Below are 20,875 nucleotides of genomic sequence, written 5' to 3' on the forward strand. Positions count from 1 at the left end.
ACAAGAAACGAGGGCAATTGTCAGCCCGCAACGCGCAGAAAGTCCCGAATCGTCAATAAAAAAGGCACATCAGTTGATGCGCCCTTGTACTTTGTCACATCCCCCGAGGGGATCACGCTTAGTTTACCGCGTCTTTCAGCGCTTTACCTGCACGGAAACTCGGCACTTTGGCTGCGGCGATGGTGATCTCTTTACCTGTTTGCGGGTTGCGACCAGTACGGGCAGCACGCTCTTTAACAGCAAAAGTACCAAAGCCTACCAGTGCAACGTCATCCCCTTCTTTCAGAGATTCGGTAACAGAAGCAATAATCGCGTCTAACGCACGTCCAGCCGCAGCCTTAGAGATATCAGCCCCTGCAGCAATTTTTTCGATCAGTTGAGATTTATTCACTCTTCTCTTCCTCTTTATAATTTATATCGCACCTGAATCCTTCGAAGTACGACCGCGCAGCAGTTATATCAGGCCTGCCACGCCCTTACAACACCCGTTAATGGTGGCAGACCCAATCAACCATCTAAATTAGCTATACAAAAAAAGGCTGGCAAGTCCGAAATAGCCTGCCAGCCCTGTTTTTATTAGCGCTATTTGCGCGAGGTCACTATTTTGCGGTTACAACCTGCATTCCAGACGGTTCGTTTTGCAGAGCAAGCGTCAGAACTTCCTCAATACGCTTAACCGGGTGAATATCCAGATCGGCAATCACGTTGTCCGGAATTTCCTCCAGGTCACGTTTATTTTCGAATGGAATTAAGACCGTTTTAATCCCGCCGCGATGCGCCGCCAACAGTTTTTCTTTCAGGCCGCCGATCGGCAACACCTGACCGCGCAGCGTGATCTCACCGGTCATTGCCACATCTGCGCGCACCGGATTACCGGTCAGGCAGGAAACCAGCGCGGTACACATCGCGATACCGGCACTTGGACCGTCTTTCGGCGTTGCGCCTTCCGGCACGTGAACGTGGATATCGCGTTTTTCGTAAAAGTCCGGATTAATACCCAGTTTTTCCGCGCGCGCGCGCACCACGGTCAGCGCCGCCTGAATGGATTCCTGCATCACTTCACCGAGCGAACCGGTGTAGGTCAGCTTGCCTTTGCCCGGTACGCAGGCGGTTTCGATGGTCAACAGATCGCCGCCCACTTCCGTCCACGCCAACCCCGTCACCTGACCTACGCGGTTTTCGCTATCCGCGCGGCCATAATCAAAGCGCTGCACACCGAGGTAGTCGTGCAGATTATCGCCGTTAATTTCGATATGTTTTAACGACTTATCGAGCAACAGTTGTTTAACCGCTTTGCGGCACAGTTTGGAGATTTCACGCTCCAGACTACGCACGCCCGCTTCACGCGTGTAATAGCGAATAATACCGATAATCGCGCTATCGTCGACCGTCAGTTCGCCTTTCTTCAGCGCGTTACGCTCGATCTGCTTCGGCAGCAGGTGACGTTTAGCAATATTCAGCTTCTCGTCTTCGGTATAACCGGACAGACGGATCACTTCCATACGATCCAGCAGCGGCGCCGGAATGTTCATGGAGTTGGAGGTGGCGACGAACATCACATCGCTGAGATCGTAATCCACTTCCAGGTAATGATCGCTGAACGCCACGTTCTGCTCTGGATCCAGCACTTCCAGCAGTGCGGAAGCCGGATCGCCGCGCATGTCCGAGGACATTTTGTCGATCTCATCGAGCAGGAACAGTGGGTTTTTAACCCCCACTTTGGCCATTTTTTGGATCAGTTTGCCCGGCATAGAGCCAATGTAAGTCCGGCGATGACCGCGGATTTCCGCTTCATCACGCACGCCGCCCAGCGCCATACGGATGTATTTACGCCCTGTTGCTTTAGCGATGGACTGGCCCAACGAGGTTTTACCTACCCCCGGCGGCCCCACCAGACACAGGATCGGCCCCTTGATTTTATTTACACGGCTTTGAACCGCGAGATACTCAAGGATGCGGTCTTTCACGCGCTCCAGACCATAATGGTCAGTATCGAGGATTTCCTGCGCCTGACGCAGGTCTTTTTTGACCTTGCTACGCGCATTCCACGGCACCTGCACCATCCAGTCGATGTAGCCGCGCACCACGGTCGCTTCCGCCGACATCGGAGACATCATTTTCAGCTTCTGCAGTTCCGCTTCCGCTTTCTCTTTCGCCTCTTTCGGCATTTTCGCCGCGTCGATCTTACGCTTCAGCGCTTCGTTTTCGTCCGGCGCGTCGTCCATCTCGCCAAGTTCTTTCTGAATCGCTTTCATTTGCTCGTTCAGATAGTACTCGCGCTGGGATTTCTCCATCTGCTTTTTCACGCGGTTGCGAATGCGTTTCTCAACCTGCAGCAGATCGATTTCAGATTCCATCATCGCCATCAGATATTCCAGACGTTCGTTAACGTCGGACATCTCCAGTACGGACTGTTTATCCGCCAGTTTCAGCGGCATATGCGCGGCGATGGTGTCAGCCAGACGTGCAGGGTCGTCAATGCTATTGAGTGACGTCAGCACTTCCGGCGGAATTTTTTTGTTCAGCTTGATGTAGCCTTCGAACTGGCTGATAGCGGTACGCACCAGCACTTCTTGTTCTCGCTCATCAATGGCTGGCGAATCAAGGTACTCCGCCTTCGCGGAGAAATGTTCGCCGTTGTCAGACAGCGCGGAAATACGCGCGCGCTGTAACCCCTCGACCAGCACTTTTACGGTGCCGTCAGGCAGTTTCAACATCTGCAAAATAGAGGCCACGGTCCCGACGGTGAAAAGATCGTTTACACCCGGCTCATCCGTTGATGCTTCCTTCTGGGCGACCAGCATGATTTTTTTATCATGGTCCATAGCCGCTTCCAGACAACGGATAGATTTTTCCCGCCCTACAAATAAGGGTATGACCATGTGCGGATAAACCACCACATCGCGCAAGGGCAATACGGGGATTTCAATGCGTTCAGAACGCTCAGGATTCATAGAGCTCTCTCTTAGTTTAGTGTCCGCCAGGTAATCAGATAGTATAGCTGTGCTCCATACCACCTATAACATGTACGTCAGTATATGGGGATGTTTCCCACACATTCAACGGCGTGTTTACAGGAAAAACGAAAGGGGAGATAAAATCCCCCCTTTTTTGGCTAACTGATTGTATGAATGTTTAATTATTCGCCAGAAGCCTGCGCTTCCGGTTTGCCGTAAATCAGCAACGGCTTACTCTGACCGGCAATAACGGACTCGTCGATCACCACTTTTTCGACGTCTTCCATAGATGGCAAATCGTACATGGTATCCAGCAGCGCCGCTTCGACGATAGAACGCAGGCCACGGGCGCCGGTTTTACGCGCCATTGCTTTCCTGGCGATAGCGTCCAGCGCTTCGTCACGGAATTCCAGATCGACGCCTTCCAGGTTAAACAGCGCCTGATACTGCTTGGTCAGCGCATTTTTCGGCTCTTTCAGGATTTGAATCAGCGCTTCTTCGCTGAGTTCGTTCAGCGTCGCCACCACTGGCAGACGACCGATAAACTCAGGAATCAGACCAAATTTGATCAAATCTTCCGGTTCAACCTGCGACAACAGCTCGCCTTCGCTGGCTTTGTCGGACTTCGCTTTCACCGTCGCGCCAAAACCAATGCCGGAGCCGGTTTCAACACGGTTAGCGATCACTTTATCCAGACCGGCAAACGCGCCGCCGCAGATAAACAGAATCTTAGAGGTATCTACCTGTAAGAATTCCTGCTGCGGATGTTTGCGACCGCCCTGCGGTGGAACCGCGGCGACGGTGCCTTCGATCAGTTTCAGCAACGCCTGCTGTACGCCTTCGCCGGAAACGTCGCGGGTAATGGACGGATTGTCTGATTTACGCGAAATCTTATCGATTTCATCAATGTAGACAATCCCACGCTGCGCTTTTTGCACGTCGTAGTCGCATTTCTGCAACAGTTTCTGAATGATATTCTCGACGTCTTCACCCACGTAACCCGCTTCGGTCAGCGTGGTCGCATCCGCCATAGTGAACGGCACATCCAGCAAGCGCGCCAGCGTTTCCGCCAGCAGCGTTTTACCGGAACCGGTCGGTCCAATCAGCAGAATGTTGCTTTTGCCTAACTCGACGCCATTGCTGGTATCGCCGTTACGCAGACGCTTGTAGTGGTTATAGACCGCCACCGCCAGCACTTTTTTCGCCTGCTCCTGGCCGATAACGTAATCGTCCAGGTGAGTACGAATTTCATGCGGCGTCGGCAGCGCACTACGTTCACGGTGCGGAGCAACTTCTTTAATTTCTTCGCGAATAATGTCGTTACATAAATCGACGCATTCGTCGCAGATATACACGGATGGACCGGCAATCAGCTTGCGCACTTCATGCTGGCTTTTGCCGCAAAAAGAGCAGTACAACAATTTGCCCGAGCCATCTTTGCGTTTATCTGTCATGAGTCAAAACCTCTTCTTTGTTCTTTGTGCCGCACACGACGACGCAAATGCCATTCTCAGGCGCAAGCCGCTAATCAGCGTTGTGCCGCCCTTCATTAGTATATACACAAAATCATTCGAGCTACATCAAGGCGGCAACTCAGCGACTCCCCACGCGCTTACATAAGTAAGTCACCGGGAGGCGCGCTGGCAGCCAACACCGAGGTAGCGTGAAGGATGAAGTGTATAGCGGCACACTTGCGTCCAGGGCATCAATTACGATGGGTCAAAATTGAGTCAACCAAACCGTACTCTACCGCTTCAGGCGCGGAGAGGAAGCGATCGCGCTCAGTATCACGTTCAATCTGCTCAAGAGATTGACCCGTATGATGCGCCATAAGTTCATTCATGCGCCCTTTTACTTTCAAAATTTCGCGGGCGTGAATTTCAATATCCGTCGCCTGGCCCTGGTAGCCGCCCAGCGGCTGGTGGATCATGACGCGAGAGTTCGGCAAGCAGAAACGTTTGCCTTTCGCCCCGGCAGTCAGCAAAAACGCCCCCATAGAGGCCGCCTGTCCCATACAAATGGTGCTGACGTCTGGCTTAATAAACTGCATGGTGTCATAGATGGACATCCCCGCAGTAATTACGCCGCCAGGAGAATTAATGTACAGATAGATATCTTTTTCCGGGTTTTCCGCTTCCAGGAACAGCATCTGCGCCACGATCAAGTTAGCCATATGGTCTTCGACCTGGCCGGTCAGAAATATGACGCGTTCCTTAAGTAGACGAGAATAGATATCAAAAGAGCGCTCACCGCGTGAGGTCTGTTCAATGACCATCGGCACCAGCGCCATATGAGGGGCCAAATTATCTCGTTCTCCGCTGTATGACATTTCCGTCTCCTGGATAAAAATTGAAAAAACCTGCTGTACTGATTGTAACCTGATGGACGGATTATCAGCCAGTCCCTCTGTAATGGGTACGGCATCGCCATAATTCAAGCATAACAATCTTTTGCTCTAACGCTAACACTGAAACGCGGTTTTCGCACCCTTACCATGCAAAATGCGTGACAAAAAAAACCCGTCACTGAAAGGTGACGGGTTTTTGTGCAAATTTCGTGCTTTTAACGCGAAAAATTACGCTTGCTGGTTCATCAGCTCATTGAAGGAAGTGGCTTTTTCAGACACTTTCGCTTTTGCCAGAACCGCTTCAACAGCCTGTTCTTCCAGAGCGACGTTACGCATATTGTCCATCAGCTCTTTATTTTTGCTGTAGAACTCAATCACTTCTTTCGGATCTTCGTAAGCAGACGCCATCTCTTCGATCAGGCCTTTAACGCGTTCTTCGTCCGCTTTCAGCTCGTTGGTACGAATGACTTCGCCGAGCAGCAGACCGACAACTACACGACGCTTAGCCTGTTCTTCGAACAGTTCGCGCGGCAGCTCCAGAGCCTGTTTCTCGTTACCACCAAAACGCTGCGCAGCCTGACGACGCAGAACGTCGATTTCGCTGTCGATCAGCGCAGCCGGTACGTCGATGTCGTTAGCTTTTACCAGACCTTCGATCGCCTGAGACTTAACGCGGTTACGTACCGCGCCTTTCAGCTCGCGTTCCATGTTTTTACGTACTTCAGCGCGCAGACCGGCTACGGAACCATCTTCAACGCCGAAACGTTTGATGAATTCTTCGGTCAGTTCCGGCAGTTCACGTTCTTCAACTTTCTTCAGGTTGATAACGAACTTAGCCGCTTTACCTTTCAGGTTTTCAGCGTGGTACTCTTCCGGGAAGGTCACATCGATAGTGAACTCTTCGCCAGCTTTGTGGCCTTTAACGCCGTCTTCAAAGCCCGGAATCATACGACCCTGGCCCATCGCCAGAACGAAATCGGTCGCTTTGCCGCCTTCGAACTCTTCGCCGTCTACAGAGCCGGTGAAGTCGATGGTCACGCGGTCTTCCGCATCAGCAGCGCCGTCTTTTTCTTTCCAGGTCGCCTGCTGCTTACGCAGGGTGTCCAGCATCACATCAACGTCAGCGTCGGTGACTTCAACAACCGGTTTTTCAACTTCGATGGACTCGAGGCCAGTCAGCTCAACTTCCGGATAGACTTCAAACTCGACGGAGTAAGTGAAGTCTTCACCCACTTTGTATTCGCCCGGAACATAGTTCGGCGCGCCTGCCGGGTTAATTTTTTCTTTGATGATCGCGTCAACGAAGTTGCGGCTCATCAGATCGCCCAGCACGTCCTGGCGAACAGAAGCGCCATAACGCTGAGCGACGATATTCATCGGTACTTTGCCTTTACGGAAGCCGTCAATACGTACTTTTTTCGCTACGTTGACCAGCTCGCTTTTTACAGCGGTCTCGATGCTGTCAGCAGCGATTGTAATCGTTACACGGCGGCCAAGGCCCTGAGTGGTTTCAACTGAAACTTGCATCTTGTTACCTCAAAAAATCACAGTGCTCGGTCAACTCTACTCCGCAAGCACGTGCTATTTGCTTCGCGGAACCGGGATGTTCTCATAATCAATCACATTCCCTGTCGTCAGAATCATCCCGAAGACGTTCATATATAAGACGGCGCATTATAGCGGCATCACTTTTGTGAGTCGAGAACGGTGATTGTGCGATGCTGCGGCGGTTTTCACAATTCTCGGCTAATTTTTGTCTGAATACTGTACGACACGCTCAAAATTCAGACAAAACAAAACGGCCCGCAGGCCGTTTTCACATAATTCTGTAGCAACATACTGGAAAAGCGGAGGTAGTTGCAAATCCGTTTTGCTACGCGATGCTTCCCGCGCCGCGACAAGGAGGCGACGCGAAGATAGTATCCTGCAACCCTTCCCACTCTTTGAGGGTATAAGTATGCAGTGCCAGCGCATGTACGGTTGTGGAAAGTTCCGCCGTTAACGTACCGTAAATCATCCGATGACGATTAAGAAAACGTTCGCCTGTAAAGCGATCGCTCACCAGCACGACCTTAAAATGGCTTTCCGATCCTGCTGGAACATTGTGACGATAGCTTTCATCCACAACTTCGAGAAACACGGGGTCGAACGCTGTCCTTAATTTTTCTTCTATTTGCTCACGTATCATCATGAAAATCTCCTCCGACAACGCTGTGATGTCACCCATCCCTTTAAATACTAGCCGCTTTTACCGTTTCCATTACAGCATGACAACAAAAATTTAGCTTTCGTCTGATTATTTCAGCCAAACGTATGAAGTTTACTGCCTTAATCATTCTTTTAGCGCTCAAAATCCCCGCTCGCGCCGTTATCAATACCAAATCGGACATTACGACGAATTTACCTGCGTTGACCACTTCCCCTCGCCGTTAGCGGTGTTATGATGGCGGGAATTTTTACCTATCACGTTTTAAGCGTCATTGAGAGCCTGAATATGTTAAAAAAACTTCTCTTTCCGTTAGTCGCTCTGTTTATGCTGGCAGGATGCGCCACACCGCCGACGACCATTGACGTCGCGCCGAAGATCACCTTGCCACAGCAGGATCCGAGCCTGATGGGCGTCACCGTTAGCATTACCGGCGCGGACCAGCGCCAGGATCAAGCGTTAGCGAAAGTCACGCGTAACAACCAGCTGGTAACGTTAACCGCCTCCCGCGATTTACGCTTCCTGTTACAAGAAGTCCTGGAAAAACAGATGACGGCGCGGGGCTATATGATCGGGCCTAACGGCGCGGTTAATCTGCAGATAATTGTTAACCAACTGTATGCTGATGTTTCTCAGGGCAGCGTGCGCTACAACATCGCGACCAAAGCGGATATCGCGATTATTGCGACCGCGGCAAATGGCAACAAGATGACCAAAAACTATCGCGCCAACTACTCTATTGAAGGGGCATTCCAGGCCTCTAACCAGAATATTGCCGACGCGGTGAACAGTGTTCTGACCGATACTATCGCTGATATGTCTCAGGACACCAGTATTCACGATTTTATCAAGCAAAACGCCCGTTAATAGCAACAACAAGACCCGGCAGAAGCCGGGTCTGTAGATGCCTATGTCAAGTCAATATTTACGTATTTTCCAGCAACCGCGTTCAGCCATTCTGCTGATATTGGGTTTTGCCTCCGGCCTCCCGCTGGCGCTCACCTCCGGTACGCTACAGGCGTGGATGACCGTCGAGAATATCGATCTTAAAACGATTGGCTTCTTCTCGCTGGTTGGTCAGGCCTATGTGTTTAAGTTTCTCTGGTCCCCGCTGATGGACCGCTACACGCCGCCTTTTTTAGGTCGTCGTCGCGGTTGGTTACTCGCCACCCAACTGTTGTTACTGGCGGCGATTGCGGCGATGGGCTTTCTTGAACCCGGCACGCAGCTACGCTGGATGGCGGCGCTGGCGGTGGTGATTGCTTTTTGCTCCGCCTCGCAGGATATCGTGTTCGACGCCTGGAAAACCGATATTTTACCCGCAGAAGAACGCGGCGCTGGCGCGGCAATCAGCGTGCTTGGCTACCGGTTGGGGATGCTGGTTTCCGGCGGACTGGCGCTATGGCTGGCCGATCGCTGGCTCGGCTGGCAGGGCATGTACTGGCTGATGGCGGCATTGCTGATCCCCTGCATTATCGCCACCTTACTGGCGCCGGAACCGACCGATACCATCCCGTCCCCGAAATCGCTGGAACAGGCCGTCGTCGCGCCGCTACGCGATTTCTTTGGCCGTAATAACGCCTGGCTGATTTTACTGCTCATTGTGCTTTATAAACTGGGTGACGCCTTCGCCATGAGCCTGACCACCACCTTTTTGATTCGCGGCGTCGGCTTTGACGCCGGCGAAGTCGGCGTGGTCAATAAAACGCTGGGCCTGCTGGCAACGATCGTCGGTGCGTTATACGGCGGCATATTAATGCAGCGTCTTTCGCTGTTTCGCGCGCTGCTGATTTTCGGCATTTTGCAAGGCGCGTCCAACGCCGGTTACTGGTTGCTCTCCATTACCGATAAAAACATGTTCAGCATGGGCGCGGCGGTCTTTTTCGAAAATCTGTGCGGCGGGATGGGGACTGCCGCCTTTGTCGCCTTATTAATGACGCTATGTAATAAGTCGTTTTCCGCAACACAGTTTGCCCTACTGTCGGCCCTCTCCGCAGTAGGCCGCGTTTATGTTGGTCCCGTAGCGGGCTGGTTCGTTGAAGCGCACGGCTGGCCGACATTCTACCTCTTCTCGGTTGTCGCCGCCGTTCCCGGGCTGTTACTGTTGCTGGTCTGTCGGCAAACGCTGGAATATAGCTGGCAGAGCGAGCGTTTCATTCCCCGCACGCAATACCGTGGCGCCTACAATTTCGCGCTTTCAATCCTGCTCGCGGGCGTCGCTTTGCTGGCGGTATGGGTACTCCTGCTGACCATGAACGCGGTGGATTACACCAACTTCTCATTCCTGCCCGGATTGCTTGAGACCGCGGTAGTGGTTGCCGTGTGCGGCATTGTCTTTGGCGGGTTGCTGGACTACCTGGCGCTACGAAAAACACGCCTGCTCTAAAACATTATTTGCCGTTGTAATAACGACCCGGAATTATAACGGCTAAATAACCATCAATTGATAAAAAATATATTTGTCTTTTTGTGCGCAACAGAATTTTGGAAATTATTGGTAATTTCTACGCTACCTATTTTCTTTACACGATTCAGCCGATTAAATTTAAATTTCCGCCGTTGATTGTCCTTTTATTGATAATAAATTGTTAAGTAATTGTTTTATTTTTACATTGGTTATACCAATTATCCCTCAACATCCCACTTACAGACCTCATCCGTTATAACGCAAAGTTTCAACAGTGTCTTAAAGTTATTTCGACATACTTGGCAACATATGTGACATACGCGGCAGAACTTGGTAACACAGAACCAATCATGTTTACAGTAATGTAACCTTACCGTAAAATGCCCCTACACTTTAAACGCCACCAGGTCCCGTGGAATTGAGGTCGTTAAATGAGACTCAGGAAATACAATAAAAGTTTGGGATGGTTGTCATTAATTGCAGGCACTGCATTACTCAGTGGCTGTAATTCTGCGCTGCTGGATCCCAAAGGACAGATTGGACTGGAGCAACGTTCGCTGATACTGACGGCATTTGGCCTGATGTTGATCGTCGTTATTCCCGCCATCTTGATGGCTGTTGGTTTCGCCTGGAAGTATCGTGCGAGTAATAAGGATGCGAAGTATAGCCCGAACTGGTCACACTCCAATAAAGTGGAAGCCGTGGTCTGGACGGTGCCTATCTTGATCATCATTTTCCTTGCCGTACTGACCTGGAAAACCACGCACGCGCTTGAACCAAGCAAGCCGCTGGCGCATGACGAAAAACCGATCACCATCGAAGTGGTTTCCATGGACTGGAAATGGTTCTTCATCTATCCGGAGCAGGGTATCGCCACCGTCAACGAGATCGCCTTCCCGGCGAACACGCCGGTTTATTTCAAAGTGACCTCCAACTCCGTGATGAACTCCTTCTTTATCCCGCGTCTGGGTAGCCAGATTTATGCCATGGCCGGTATGCAAACACGTTTGCATCTGATCGCCAACGAACCCGGAACCTACGATGGCATCTCCGCCAGCTATAGCGGCCCGGGCTTCTCTGGTATGAAGTTTAAAGCTATCGCCACCAAAGACCGCGCAGAATTCGACCAATGGGTCGCAAAAGCGAAGCAGTCTCCGAACACCATGAATGATATGGCGGCGTTCGAGAAAGTGGCTATGCCAAGCGAGTACAACAAGGTGGAATATTTCTCCAGCGTGAAACCAGATTTGTTCAAGGACGTTATTAACAAATTCATGGACCACGGTAAGAGCATGGACATGACCCAACCTGAAGGTGAGCACAGCTCGCATGAAGGAATGGAAGGTATGGACATGAGCCACGCGGAATCCGCCAACTCCAAGGGTTGAGGAAGATAAGATGTTCGGAAAATTATCACTGGATGCAGTACCGTTCCATGAACCTATCGTCATGGTAACGATCGCTGCAATTATCGTCGGGGGACTGGCGATACTGGCAGCGATTACTTACTTCGGTAAGTGGACCTACCTATGGAAAGAGTGGTTAACGTCGGTTGACCATAAACGCCTCGGCATCATGTATATCATCGTCGCGATTGTGATGCTGTTACGTGGTTTCGCCGATGCCATCATGATGCGTAGCCAGCAGGCGCTTGCCTCCGCAGGCGAAGCGGGTTTTCTACCGCCGCACCACTACGATCAGATCTTTACCGCTCACGGCGTAATCATGATCTTCTTCGTGGCGATGCCCTTCGTTATCGGTCTGATGAACCTGGTGGTTCCGCTGCAGATCGGCGCGCGCGACGTTGCGTTCCCTTTCCTGAACAACCTGAGCTTCTGGTTCACCGTTGTCGGCGTTATCCTGGTTAACCTCTCGCTGGGCGTGGGTGAATTCGCGCAGACAGGGTGGCTGGCTTATCCGCCGCTATCGGGAATAGAGTACAGTCCCAGCGTCGGGGTCGATTACTGGATATGGGCGTTGCAACTCTCGGGTATTGGTACGACGTTAACCGGTATCAACTTCTTCGTGACGATCCTGAAGATGCGTGCGCCGGGTATGACAATGTTCAAGATGCCGGTCTTTACCTGGGCCTCTTTGTGCGCCAACGTACTGATCATCGCCTCTTTCCCGATTCTGACGGTTACCGTCGCGTTGCTGACCCTGGATCGCTATCTGGGCACCCATTTCTTTACCAACGATATGGGCGGCAACATGATGATGTACATCAACCTGATTTGGGCCTGGGGCCATCCGGAAGTGTACATTCTGATTCTGCCGGTCTTCGGGGTATTCTCCGAAATCGCAGCGACCTTCTCGCGTAAACGTCTGTTCGGCTATACCTCGCTGGTTTGGGCGACCGTCTGTATTACCGTACTGTCGTTTATCGTTTGGCTGCACCACTTCTTCACGATGGGCGCGGGCGCGAACGTTAACGCCTTCTTCGGTATCACCACCATGATTATCGCCATCCCGACCGGGGTGAAGATCTTCAACTGGTTGTTCACCATGTATCAGGGCCGTATTGTCTTCCATTCCGCAATGATGTGGACCATCGGCTTTATCGTGACCTTCTCGGTCGGCGGTATGACCGGCGTTCTGCTGGCGGTACCGGGCGCGGACTTCGTCCTGCACAACAGTCTGTTCCTGATTGCGCACTTCCATAACGTGATCATCGGCGGCGTGGTGTTTGGCTGCTTCGCGGGTATGACCTACTGGTGGCCGAAGGCGTTTGGCTTCAAGCTGAACGAAACCTGGGGTAAACGCGCCTTCTGGTTCTGGATTATCGGTTTCTTTGTAGCCTTTATGCCGCTGTACGTACTGGGCTTCATGGGCATGACCCGTCGCCTCAGCCAGCAAATTGATCCGCAGTTCCATACGATGCTGATGGTTGCCGCCGCCGGCGCCGCGCTGATTGCGCTGGGTATCCTGTGCCAACTGACTCAGATCTTCGTTTCTATTCGCGACCGCGATCAGAACCGCGATCTGACCGGCGACCCATGGGGTGGCCGTACGCTGGAGTGGTCAACCTCTTCTCCGCCGCCGTTCTATAACTTTGCCGTTGTGCCGCACGTTCACGAACGTGACGCCTTCTGGGAAATGAAAGAAAAAGGCGAAGCGTACCAACAGCCTGGACAGTATGAAGAGATTCATATGCCGAAAAATAGCGGTGCCGGTATTGTTATCGCCGCCTTCGCGACGGTATTTGGCTTCGCCATGATCTGGCATATCTGGTGGCTGGCGATAGTGGGTTTCGCAGGCATGATCATCAGCTGGATTGTAAAAAGCTTTGATGAAGATGTGGATTACTACGTGCCGGTCCCGGAAGTCGAAAAACTGGAAAACCAGCATTTCGATGAGATTACTAAGGCAGGGCTGAAAAATGGCAACTGATACTTTAACGCACGCGACTGCCCACGCGCACGAACACGGGCACCATGACGCAGGCCAGAACAAAATCTTCGGATTTTGGGTCTACCTGATGAGCGACTGCATTCTGTTCTCTATTCTGTTTGCTACCTATGCCGTTCTGGTGAACGGCACCGCTGGCGGCCCGACAGGTAAGGACATTTTCGAACTGCCGTTCGTTCTGGTTGAAACCTTCCTGCTGTTATTTAGCTCCATTACCTACGGCATGGCGGCGATCGCCATGCACAAGAACAACAAGAGCCAGGTTATCTCCTGGCTGGCGTTGACCTTCTTGTTCGGTGCCGGATTTATCGGGATGGAACTCTATGAATTCCATCACCTGATTGTTAACGGTATGGGCCCGGATCGCAGCGGCTTCCTGTCTGCGTTCTTCGCGCTGGTCGGCACGCACGGTCTGCACGTCACTTCCGGTTTGATCTGGATGGCAGTGCTGATGGTGCAAGTTGCCCGTCGCGGTCTGACCAGCACTAACCGTACCCGCATCATGTGCCTGAGCCTGTTCTGGCACTTCCTGGATGTGATTTGGATTTGCGTATTCACTGTTGTTTATCTGATGGGGGCGATGTAATGAGTCATTCTACCGAGAGCGGCGGCGCATCCCACGGCAGCGTAAAAACGTACATGACCGGCTTTATCCTGTCGGTCATCCTGACGGTTATTCCATTCTGGATGGTGATGACCGGCGCTGCCTCTCCGGCCGTTATTCTGGGATCTATCCTGGCAATGGCAGTGGTGCAGATTTTGGTGCATCTGGTGTGTTTCCTGCACATGAACACCAAATCTGATGAAGGCTGGAACATGACGGCCTTCATCTTTACCGTGCTGATCATCGCCATCCTGGTTGTGGGCTCCATCTGGATTATGTGGAACCTCAACTACAACATGATGATGCACTAAGAGCGGCGAGTATGATGTTTAAGCAATACCTGCAAGTAACGAAACCAGGCATCATCTTTGGCAACCTGATCTCGGTGATCGGGGGATTTCTGCTGGCCTCAAAGGGCAGCATTGACTATCCCCTGTTCATTTATACGCTGGTCGGGGTGTCACTGGTTGTGGCGTCGGGTTGTGTATTTAACAACTACATCGACAGGGATATCGACAGGAAGATGGAAAGGACCAAGAATCGGGTGCTGGTCAAAGGCCTGATTTCTCCTGGCGTCTCGCTGGTATACGCCACCCTGCTGGGTATTGCTGGCTTTATGCTGCTGTGGTTTGGCGCTAATCCTCTGGCCTGCTGGCTGGGGGTGATGGGCTTTGTGGTCTACGTTGGCGTGTACAGCTTGTACATGAAGCGTCACTCCGTCTACGGAACGCTGATTGGTTCTCTCTCCGGCGCAGCGCCGCCGGTGATTGGCTACTGCGCCGTAACGGGCGACTTTGACAGCGGCGCGGCGATCCTGTTGGCTATTTTCAGCCTCTGGCAGATGCCGCACTCTTACGCCATCGCCATTTTCCGCTTTAAGGACTATCAGGCGGCCAATATCCCGGTTCTGCCGGTGGTAAAAGGAATCTCAGTCGCTAAAAACCACATCACGCTGTACATCATTGCGTTTGCCGTTGCAACGCTAATGCTAACGTTGGGCGGTTATGCCGGTTACAAATACCTGGTGGTCGCCGCGGCGGTCAGCGTTTGGTGGCTCGGCATGGCGCTACGCGGTTACAAAGTGGAAGATGATAAGGTCTGGGCGCGCAAGCTGTTCGGCTTCTCTATCATTGCGATTACCGCGCTGAGTATCATGATGTCCGTTGATTTTATGGTGCCGAATTCGCAGAATCTGCTGACTTACGTCTGGTAAGTTCATCGTCACCTCTTCTATGCCGGATGGCGGCTTATGCCTTATCCGGCCTACAAAAGCACGTTACCTGTAGGCCGGATAAGCGACGTGAGTATCGCCATCCGGCATTTTTCGTCTCTCGTGGCCTACCCTCACCACCACAACATTTGTTAATAAAGCGCATATTTACCCAACCAACCTGGCGCTTTACACTAGGTGCGAATTTCATACAGAGGTGGCAATGAACGATTATAAAATGACGCCAGGGGAGCTGCGTGCCACATGGGGTTTAGGGACCGTCTTTTCGTTGCGTATGCTGGGCATGTTTATGGTTCTACCGGTACTGACCACATACGGTATGGCGCTACAGGGCGCCAGCGAAGCATTAATCGGCATTGCGATCGGCATTTACGGGCTGGCGCAGGCTATCTTTCAAATTCCCTTTGGGCTGCTGTCCGACCGCATTGGCCGTAAACCACTGATTGTCGGCGGACTGGCGGTATTTGTCGCGGGCAGCGTCATTGCCGCGCTCTCCCACTCAATCTGGGGCATTATTCTGGGGCGAGCGCTACAGGGGTCCGGCGCTATTGCCGCCGCCGTCATGGCGCTCCTGTCTGACCTGACCCGAGAGCAAAACCGCACCAAAGCGATGGCGTTTATCGGCGTCAGCTTTGGTATCACCTTCGCGATTGCGATGGTATTAGGGCCAATTGTTACCCATAGTCTGGGATTGAACGCGTTGTTCTGGATGATCGCCGCCCTCGCCACCCTGGGCATTCTTCTGACGATCTGGGTGGTTCCCAACAGTACCAACCATGTGCTGAATCGCGAATCCGGGATGGTCAAAGGCAGCTTCAGTAAAGTGCTGGCGGAGCCGAGGCTGCTCAAGCTTAATTTCGGCATTATGTGTCTGCATATTTTATTGATGTCCACCTTTGTCGCCCTGCCCGGCCAGCTTGCCGATGCCGGTTTTCCTGCCGCCGAACACTGGAAGGTGTATCTGGCAACCATGGTGATCGCCTTTGCCGCCGTCGTGCCTTTTATTATCTATGCTGAAGTCAAACGGCGGATGAAGCAGGTATTCCTGTTCTGCGTGGGGCTCATTATCGTCGCAGAAATCGTGTTATGGGGAGCGGGCCAGCATTTCTGGGAGCTGGTGATTGGCGTACAACTCTTTTTCCTCGCCTTTAATCTGATGGAGGCGCTGCTGCCTTCGCTGATTAGCAAAGAGTCGCCCGCGGGGTATAAAGGAACGGCGATGGGCGTCTATTCTACCAGTCAGTTTCTTGGCGTGGCGCTTGGCGGCTCGCTGGGCGGCTGGATAGACGGCACGTTTGATGGGCAAACCGTTTTTCTTGCCGGGGCCGTACTGGCGATGGTATGGCTGGCGGTGGCAAGTACTATGAAAGAGCCGCCCTATGTCAGCAGCCTGCGTGTGGAAATTCCAGCGGATATCGTTGCTGACGACAGGCTAAAACAGCGACTGTTGGCAATGAAAGGCGTAAGCGAAGCGCTGATCGTGGCGGAAGAGCATTCCGCTTACGTCAAAATCGACAGCAAAGTGACCAATCGCTTTGAAGTTGAACAGCTTATCAGCAAAGGATGAATGCAGCATTGCCGGATGGCGACGAAGCTCTATCCGGCATAACAACTTAATCGCGGAAGTTTTTGAACTGGAACGGCTGGCCCAAATCGCCGCCGCGAACCAGCGCCATTACCGATTGCAGATCGTCACGTGATTTGCCCGTCACGCGAATCTCTTCCCCCTGAATTTGCGCCTGCACCTTCAGTTTGCTGTCTTTAATCAGCTTGACGATTTTCTTCTGCACGGCGCTTTCAATGCCCTGCTTCAGCTTCGCTTCCACATACCAGGTTTTACCGCTATGCACGAACTCGTCCGGTACATCCAGCGAAGCGCCTTCAATACCGCGTTTAAGCAGCTTGGCGCGCAGAATATCGAGCAACTGATTGACCTGGAAATCGGACTCGCTCAGCACCTTGATGGTTTTATTGGCATCGTTCAGTTCAATAGTCGCCTCTACGCCACGAAAGTCAAAACGAGACTCAACCTCGCGAACCGCGTTATCCACGCCGTTACGCGCTTCCTGCAGATCAACTTCAGAAACAATATCGAAAGATGGCATCTTTTCTTCTCCCTTCATTTTCGTTGCGTTGCATAATACCTGCAACGAGGCTTAACGAGAAGCTTAGCTGATGACGCTATAATTAGCGCCATAACACCTGGCGCTGTTGCAGGTGAGGAGGAACAATGAAAATTACTGTACTGGGATGCGGAGCCTTAGGACAACTTTGGCTTTCGGCACTGTGCAAACACGGACATGACGTACAGGGCTGGCTACGGGTGCCACAACCTTATTGCAGCGTAAATTTGATCGATACCGATGGTTCCTTTTTCAACGAATCACTGACGGCAAACGATCCGGATTTTTTGGCGAAGAGCGAACTGTTATTAGTCACGCTGAAAGCGTGGCAGGTTTCCGACGCAGTACGAACTCTGGCGTCAACCTTACCGGTGACGTCGCCTATCCTGCTCATTCATAATGGAATGGGAACCATAGAAGAACTGCAAAATATCCAGCAGCCGATGTTGATGGGGACTATCACCCATGCTGCGCGCCGCGACGGTAATATCATTATTCATGTCGCTAACGGTACTACGCATATTGGCCCGGCGCGCGAGCAAGACGGCGATTACAGTTATCTCGCCGATATCCTGCAGGGGGTACTGCCCGATGTCGCCTGGCATAACAATATCCGCGCAGAGATGTGGCGCAAACTGGCGGTCAACTGTGTTATCAACCCGCTCACCGCGCTTTGGAACTGCCCGAACGGCGAGCTGCGCCATCATACTGATGAAATCAACGCGATTTGCGAAGAGGTCGCCGCCGTGATTGAACGTGAAGGCTACCACACATCGGCAGACGATTTACGCTATTATGTTGAGCAAGTGATTGACAGTACGGCAGAAAACATCTCATCCATGTTGCAGGACGTGCGCGCCATGCGCCATACCGAAATTGACTACATCACCGGTTATTTACTCAAGCGCGCCCGCGTGCACGGTCTCGCCGTTCCGGAAAATAGCCGCCTGTTTGAAATGGTAAAGCGAAAGGAGAGTGAGTATGAGCGCTCAGGCACTGGTATGCCTCGCCCCTGGTAGTGAAGAGACCGAAGCGGTCACCACTATCGATCTGCTGGTTCGCGGCGGAATCCACGTCACTACCGCCAGCGTCGCCAGCGATGGCAACCTGACGATTGTCTGCTCGCGCGGTGTAAAGCTGCTGGCGGATGCGCCGCTGGTTGAAGTTGCCGACGGCGATTATGACATCATCGTGTTGCCCGGCGGAATTAAAGGCGCCGAGTGCTTTCGCGACAGCCCGCTGCTGGTCGAAACCGTAAAACAGTTTCACCGCTCCGGGCGCATTGTCGCAGCCATTTGCGCCGCAGCCGCCACAGTGCTCGTGCCGCACGATATCTTCCCTATCGGCAATATGACCGGTTTTCCGGCGCTGAAAGATAAGATCCCCGCTGAACAGTGGCAGGATAAGCGTGTGGTGTGGGATGCGCGGGTAAAATTATTAACCAGCCAGGGACCGGGTACCGCTATCGATTTTGGCTTGAAAATCATCGACCTGTTGGCTGGTCGTGAAAAAGCGCATGAAGTGGCTTCGCAACTGGTGATGGCGGCGGGGATTTATAACTACTACGAATAAGAATGATTGCCGGATGGCGGCGTAAACACCTTATCCGGCCTACAAAACGGTACAGTCTGTAGGCCGAATAAGCGGCAGCGCCATCCGGCAGTTATTTTACGGGCGTTCGCCCTGCGCCAGACGCGCATTAATATGCGCAATCACCCCAGGTAAATCCGCCAGTGAATCCACCACGTAATGCGCCCCGGCGGCGTACAGCTTGCTGGCCGCGTGCTCGCGGCGGACCGCAACGTCCTCTTTCGACATTGTTTGATAGGCGTCCCATGTTGCGCCGAATTCGTTACCCGATACCGCCAGCCCCACCGTCCACATACCCGCGTTAAGCCCCTCGCTAATGCCCGGCGCGGCATCATCTACCTTCACACAGTGCGCGACCGCATCAATGCCCAGCGCAATCACGTTTTGCAGCGCCATCCACGGCCCCGGGCGACCACCCGCGACCAGGTCGTCCGTTGCCACCCAATGATCCGGACGATAACCATGCTCAGCGGCGGCGGGGACCAGGCGCTCCATCACCGCTCGTGGGTAACCGGAGCAGGAGCCTATCTTAATGCCCTCGGCTCTTAGCGCCGCGATCGTGTCGATAACTCCGGCAATAGGAGAAGAAAAATCGACAACTTTAGCAATCTGTAACGGCATGAAGGCGGCATAGATGGCATCAATATCTGCTGCACTCATGGAGCGGCCAAACTTTGCCTGCCAGCGCGCGTCAACAGCAGGTAATTTTCCCAGCGCTTCAATGTGTTGCCATTTACCCAGCCCCATTGGCACGCGTGCTTCGGCGAGGGTGATCTCCACATCAAATGCCTGACGGAACGCCTCGACGAAAATTTGCGTCGGCGCGAAGGAGCCAAAATCGACGGTGGTGCCCGCCCAGTCGAGAATAACAGCGTGAATACGGTTCATCATGGTTCCTTATTTCGTCCAGTACATGGCGGTACGAATGGCGGTCAGCAGGGCTGTGATATCGGCGGCATATACTTCACCAATGTTGCCGATGCGAAAGCAGTCGCTTTGCGACACTTTGCCTGGATAGATAACAAAGCCCTGCTCTTTGAGGCGGCGATAAAATTCGCTAAAGCGATACTGCGGGTCTTCCGGTGAATAAAAGGCGGTGATAATGGGCGAATGAAGTTCGTCATCCAGCAGCGTGTTAAAGCCCAGCGCCCGCATTCCGGCCACCAGGCTGCGCTGATTTTGCTGATAGCGTTGATGACGTGCCGCCACGCCACCTTCTTCCGCCAGCTCTTTCAACGCCTGGGCAAACGCCAGGACGGTATGAGTGGGCGAAGTAAAACGCCATTTGCCGTGGTTATCCTCCATGCAGCGCCACTGGGCGTAGAGATCTAACGACAGCGAGCGGGAACGCCCTTTGCACGCGGCCAGTTTTTGCTCGCGGGCAATCACGAAAGCAAAACCCGGCACGCCCTGAATGCATTTATTGGCGGAGCTGATCAGATAATCGATGTGTAATGCTGCAATATCCATGGGGATGCCGCCGAAGCTGCTCATGGCGTCAACGATGTAGGTTTTGCCATAGCGATGCGCCAGAGCGCCCACCTCATCAATGGGGTTGAGCATCCCGGTGGTCGTTTCGCTATGCACCATGGCGATATGGCTGATCGTCGGGTCGGCGTTGAGGATCGCGTCGATCGCCTGCACGTCCGGGCGCGCAACTTCGCCGCAGTCGTAAGCGTGATGGGCGATACCCATAAGGCCGGCCATCTCGACCATTCGTGCGCCGTATGCACCGTTGCTGACGATCAGCACCTTATCCTGCGGCCCCAATGCGCTGCCCAGTACGGCTTCCACAGCATAGCTGCCGCTGCCTTGCAGCAGTACGGAGGTGTAGCCTTCGGAGGCCGTTGCCAGTGCGGTCAACTGCTGGCGGATCTGTTCTACCACGCCGATATTGTAATCATCATCCCAGGTACAGCTATCGAACAACATCGCTTCTTTCACGGTGCGAGAGGTGGTGAGCGGGCCAGGAGTCAGCAGCAGATAGTTACGCGAAGTCATG

The 20,875-nt window shown here is 52.8% G+C and carries 19 protein-coding genes; 10 read left to right on the forward strand and 9 right to left on the reverse strand.

The genetic code is table 11. From position 1 onward, the window contains the following. Positions 1-118: 118 nt before the first annotated feature. The 6 genes from hupB to bolA all read right to left on the reverse strand — a co-directional run bounded on the left by hupB (position 119) and on the right by bolA (position 7,495). Positions 119-409, reverse strand: coding sequence for a nucleoid-associated protein HU-beta (gene hupB / locus J4614_RS11750; protein ID WP_254888479.1), 291 nt, complete (start codon positions 407-409; stop codon positions 119-121). A 190-nt stretch (positions 410-599) separates the two neighbouring features. Continuing rightward, positions 600-2,954: an endopeptidase La gene (gene lon, locus J4614_RS11755; RefSeq protein WP_001067723.1), complete on the reverse strand. Its 2,355-nt coding sequence runs from the start codon at positions 2,952-2,954 to the stop codon at positions 600-602. A gap of 185 nt (positions 2,955-3,139) precedes the next feature. After that, a complete protein-coding gene (clpX, locus tag J4614_RS11760) occupies positions 3,140-4,411 on the reverse strand; it encodes an ATP-dependent protease ATP-binding subunit ClpX (protein WP_000130314.1) in 1,272 nt (423 codons plus the stop codon). Positions 4,412-4,662: 251 nt separating this feature from the next. Continuing rightward, entirely contained in the window at positions 4,663-5,286 is a 624-nt protein-coding gene (clpP, locus tag J4614_RS11765; RefSeq protein ID WP_000122257.1) for an ATP-dependent Clp endopeptidase proteolytic subunit ClpP, read from the reverse strand. A 246-nt stretch (positions 5,287-5,532) separates the two neighbouring features. Next, positions 5,533-6,831, reverse strand: a complete 1,299-nt coding sequence (gene tig / locus J4614_RS11770) for a trigger factor (protein ID WP_001198403.1) — start codon at positions 6,829-6,831, stop codon at positions 5,533-5,535. A gap of 346 nt (positions 6,832-7,177) precedes the next feature. Continuing rightward, positions 7,178-7,495, reverse strand: a complete 318-nt coding sequence (gene bolA, locus J4614_RS11775) for a transcriptional regulator BolA (protein WP_000973433.1) — start codon at positions 7,493-7,495, stop codon at positions 7,178-7,180. A 303-nt stretch (positions 7,496-7,798) separates the two neighbouring features. Between bolA and J4614_RS11780 the strand changes: the two genes are divergently transcribed. The 8 genes from J4614_RS11780 to J4614_RS11815 all read left to right on the forward strand — a co-directional run bounded on the left by J4614_RS11780 (position 7,799) and on the right by J4614_RS11815 (position 16,727). Further along, positions 7,799-8,377: a lipoprotein gene (locus tag J4614_RS11780; protein WP_001539323.1), complete on the forward strand. Its 579-nt coding sequence runs from the start codon at positions 7,799-7,801 to the stop codon at positions 8,375-8,377. A gap of 43 nt (positions 8,378-8,420) precedes the next feature. Then, a complete protein-coding gene (gene ampG, locus J4614_RS11785; RefSeq protein ID WP_000098464.1) occupies positions 8,421-9,896 on the forward strand; it encodes a muropeptide MFS transporter AmpG in 1,476 nt (491 codons plus the stop codon). 452 nt (positions 9,897-10,348) lie between these two features. Continuing rightward, a complete protein-coding gene (cyoA, locus tag J4614_RS11790) occupies positions 10,349-11,305 on the forward strand; it encodes a cytochrome o ubiquinol oxidase subunit II (RefSeq protein WP_001239448.1) in 957 nt (318 codons plus the stop codon). A gap of 10 nt (positions 11,306-11,315) precedes the next feature. Then, on the forward strand, positions 11,316-13,307 hold the full coding sequence (cyoB, locus tag J4614_RS11795) for a cytochrome o ubiquinol oxidase subunit I (protein WP_000467162.1): 1,992 nt from the start codon (positions 11,316-11,318) through the stop codon (positions 13,305-13,307). Continuing rightward, positions 13,297-13,911 carry a cytochrome o ubiquinol oxidase subunit III gene (locus tag J4614_RS11800; protein WP_000179833.1) on the forward strand — a complete coding sequence of 205 codons (615 nt, stop codon included), beginning with the start codon at positions 13,297-13,299 and terminating at the stop codon, positions 13,909-13,911. The genes cyoB and J4614_RS11800 overlap by 11 nt, the downstream gene beginning before the upstream one ends. After that, entirely contained in the window at positions 13,911-14,240 is a 330-nt protein-coding gene (locus tag J4614_RS11805; protein WP_000019878.1) for a cytochrome o ubiquinol oxidase subunit IV, read from the forward strand. Before J4614_RS11800 ends, J4614_RS11805 begins: the two co-directional genes overlap by 1 nt. 11 nt (positions 14,241-14,251) lie before the next feature. Next, positions 14,252-15,142: a heme o synthase gene (gene cyoE / locus J4614_RS11810; RefSeq protein ID WP_000971352.1), complete on the forward strand. Its 891-nt coding sequence runs from the start codon at positions 14,252-14,254 to the stop codon at positions 15,140-15,142. A 220-nt stretch (positions 15,143-15,362) separates the two neighbouring features. Next, the gene (locus tag J4614_RS11815; protein ID WP_001000935.1) at positions 15,363-16,727 is read left to right on the forward strand and encodes an MFS transporter; all 1,365 of its coding nucleotides are present in this window, start codon (positions 15,363-15,365) and stop codon (positions 16,725-16,727) included. 46 nt (positions 16,728-16,773) lie between these two features. Here the strand turns inward: J4614_RS11815 and J4614_RS11820 are convergent, their stop codons facing one another. Continuing rightward, positions 16,774-17,265 carry a YajQ family cyclic di-GMP-binding protein gene (locus J4614_RS11820; RefSeq protein ID WP_001138913.1) on the reverse strand — a complete coding sequence of 164 codons (492 nt, stop codon included), beginning with the start codon at positions 17,263-17,265 and terminating at the stop codon, positions 16,774-16,776. Positions 17,266-17,390: 125 nt separating this feature from the next. On the opposite strand from J4614_RS11820, the gene panE reads away from it, so the two are divergent. Both panE and yajL read left to right on the forward strand, forming a co-directional pair. Beyond that, positions 17,391-18,302: a 2-dehydropantoate 2-reductase gene (panE, locus tag J4614_RS11825; RefSeq protein WP_000705816.1), complete on the forward strand. Its 912-nt coding sequence runs from the start codon at positions 17,391-17,393 to the stop codon at positions 18,300-18,302. Further along, positions 18,265-18,855, forward strand: a complete 591-nt coding sequence (yajL, locus tag J4614_RS11830) for a protein deglycase YajL (RefSeq protein WP_001275807.1) — start codon at positions 18,265-18,267, stop codon at positions 18,853-18,855. The genes panE and yajL overlap by 38 nt, the downstream gene beginning before the upstream one ends. Positions 18,856-18,951: 96 nt before the next feature. Here the strand turns inward: yajL and phnX are convergent, their stop codons facing one another. After that, positions 18,952-19,761 carry a phosphonoacetaldehyde hydrolase gene (phnX, locus tag J4614_RS11835; protein WP_001550221.1) on the reverse strand — a complete coding sequence of 270 codons (810 nt, stop codon included), beginning with the start codon at positions 19,759-19,761 and terminating at the stop codon, positions 18,952-18,954. A 9-nt stretch (positions 19,762-19,770) separates the two neighbouring features. Further along, positions 19,771-20,874, reverse strand: coding sequence for a 2-aminoethylphosphonate--pyruvate transaminase (gene phnW / locus J4614_RS11840; RefSeq protein WP_000203956.1), 1,104 nt, complete (start codon positions 20,872-20,874; stop codon positions 19,771-19,773). Between the last annotated feature and the right edge of the window lies 1 nt (position 20,875).

This window comes from Salmonella sp. 32031103-2018-00083-FB-01-SM-01 (assembly GCF_017571995.1).
GTDB classification, from domain to species: domain Bacteria; phylum Pseudomonadota; class Gammaproteobacteria; order Enterobacterales; family Enterobacteriaceae; genus Salmonella; species Salmonella enterica.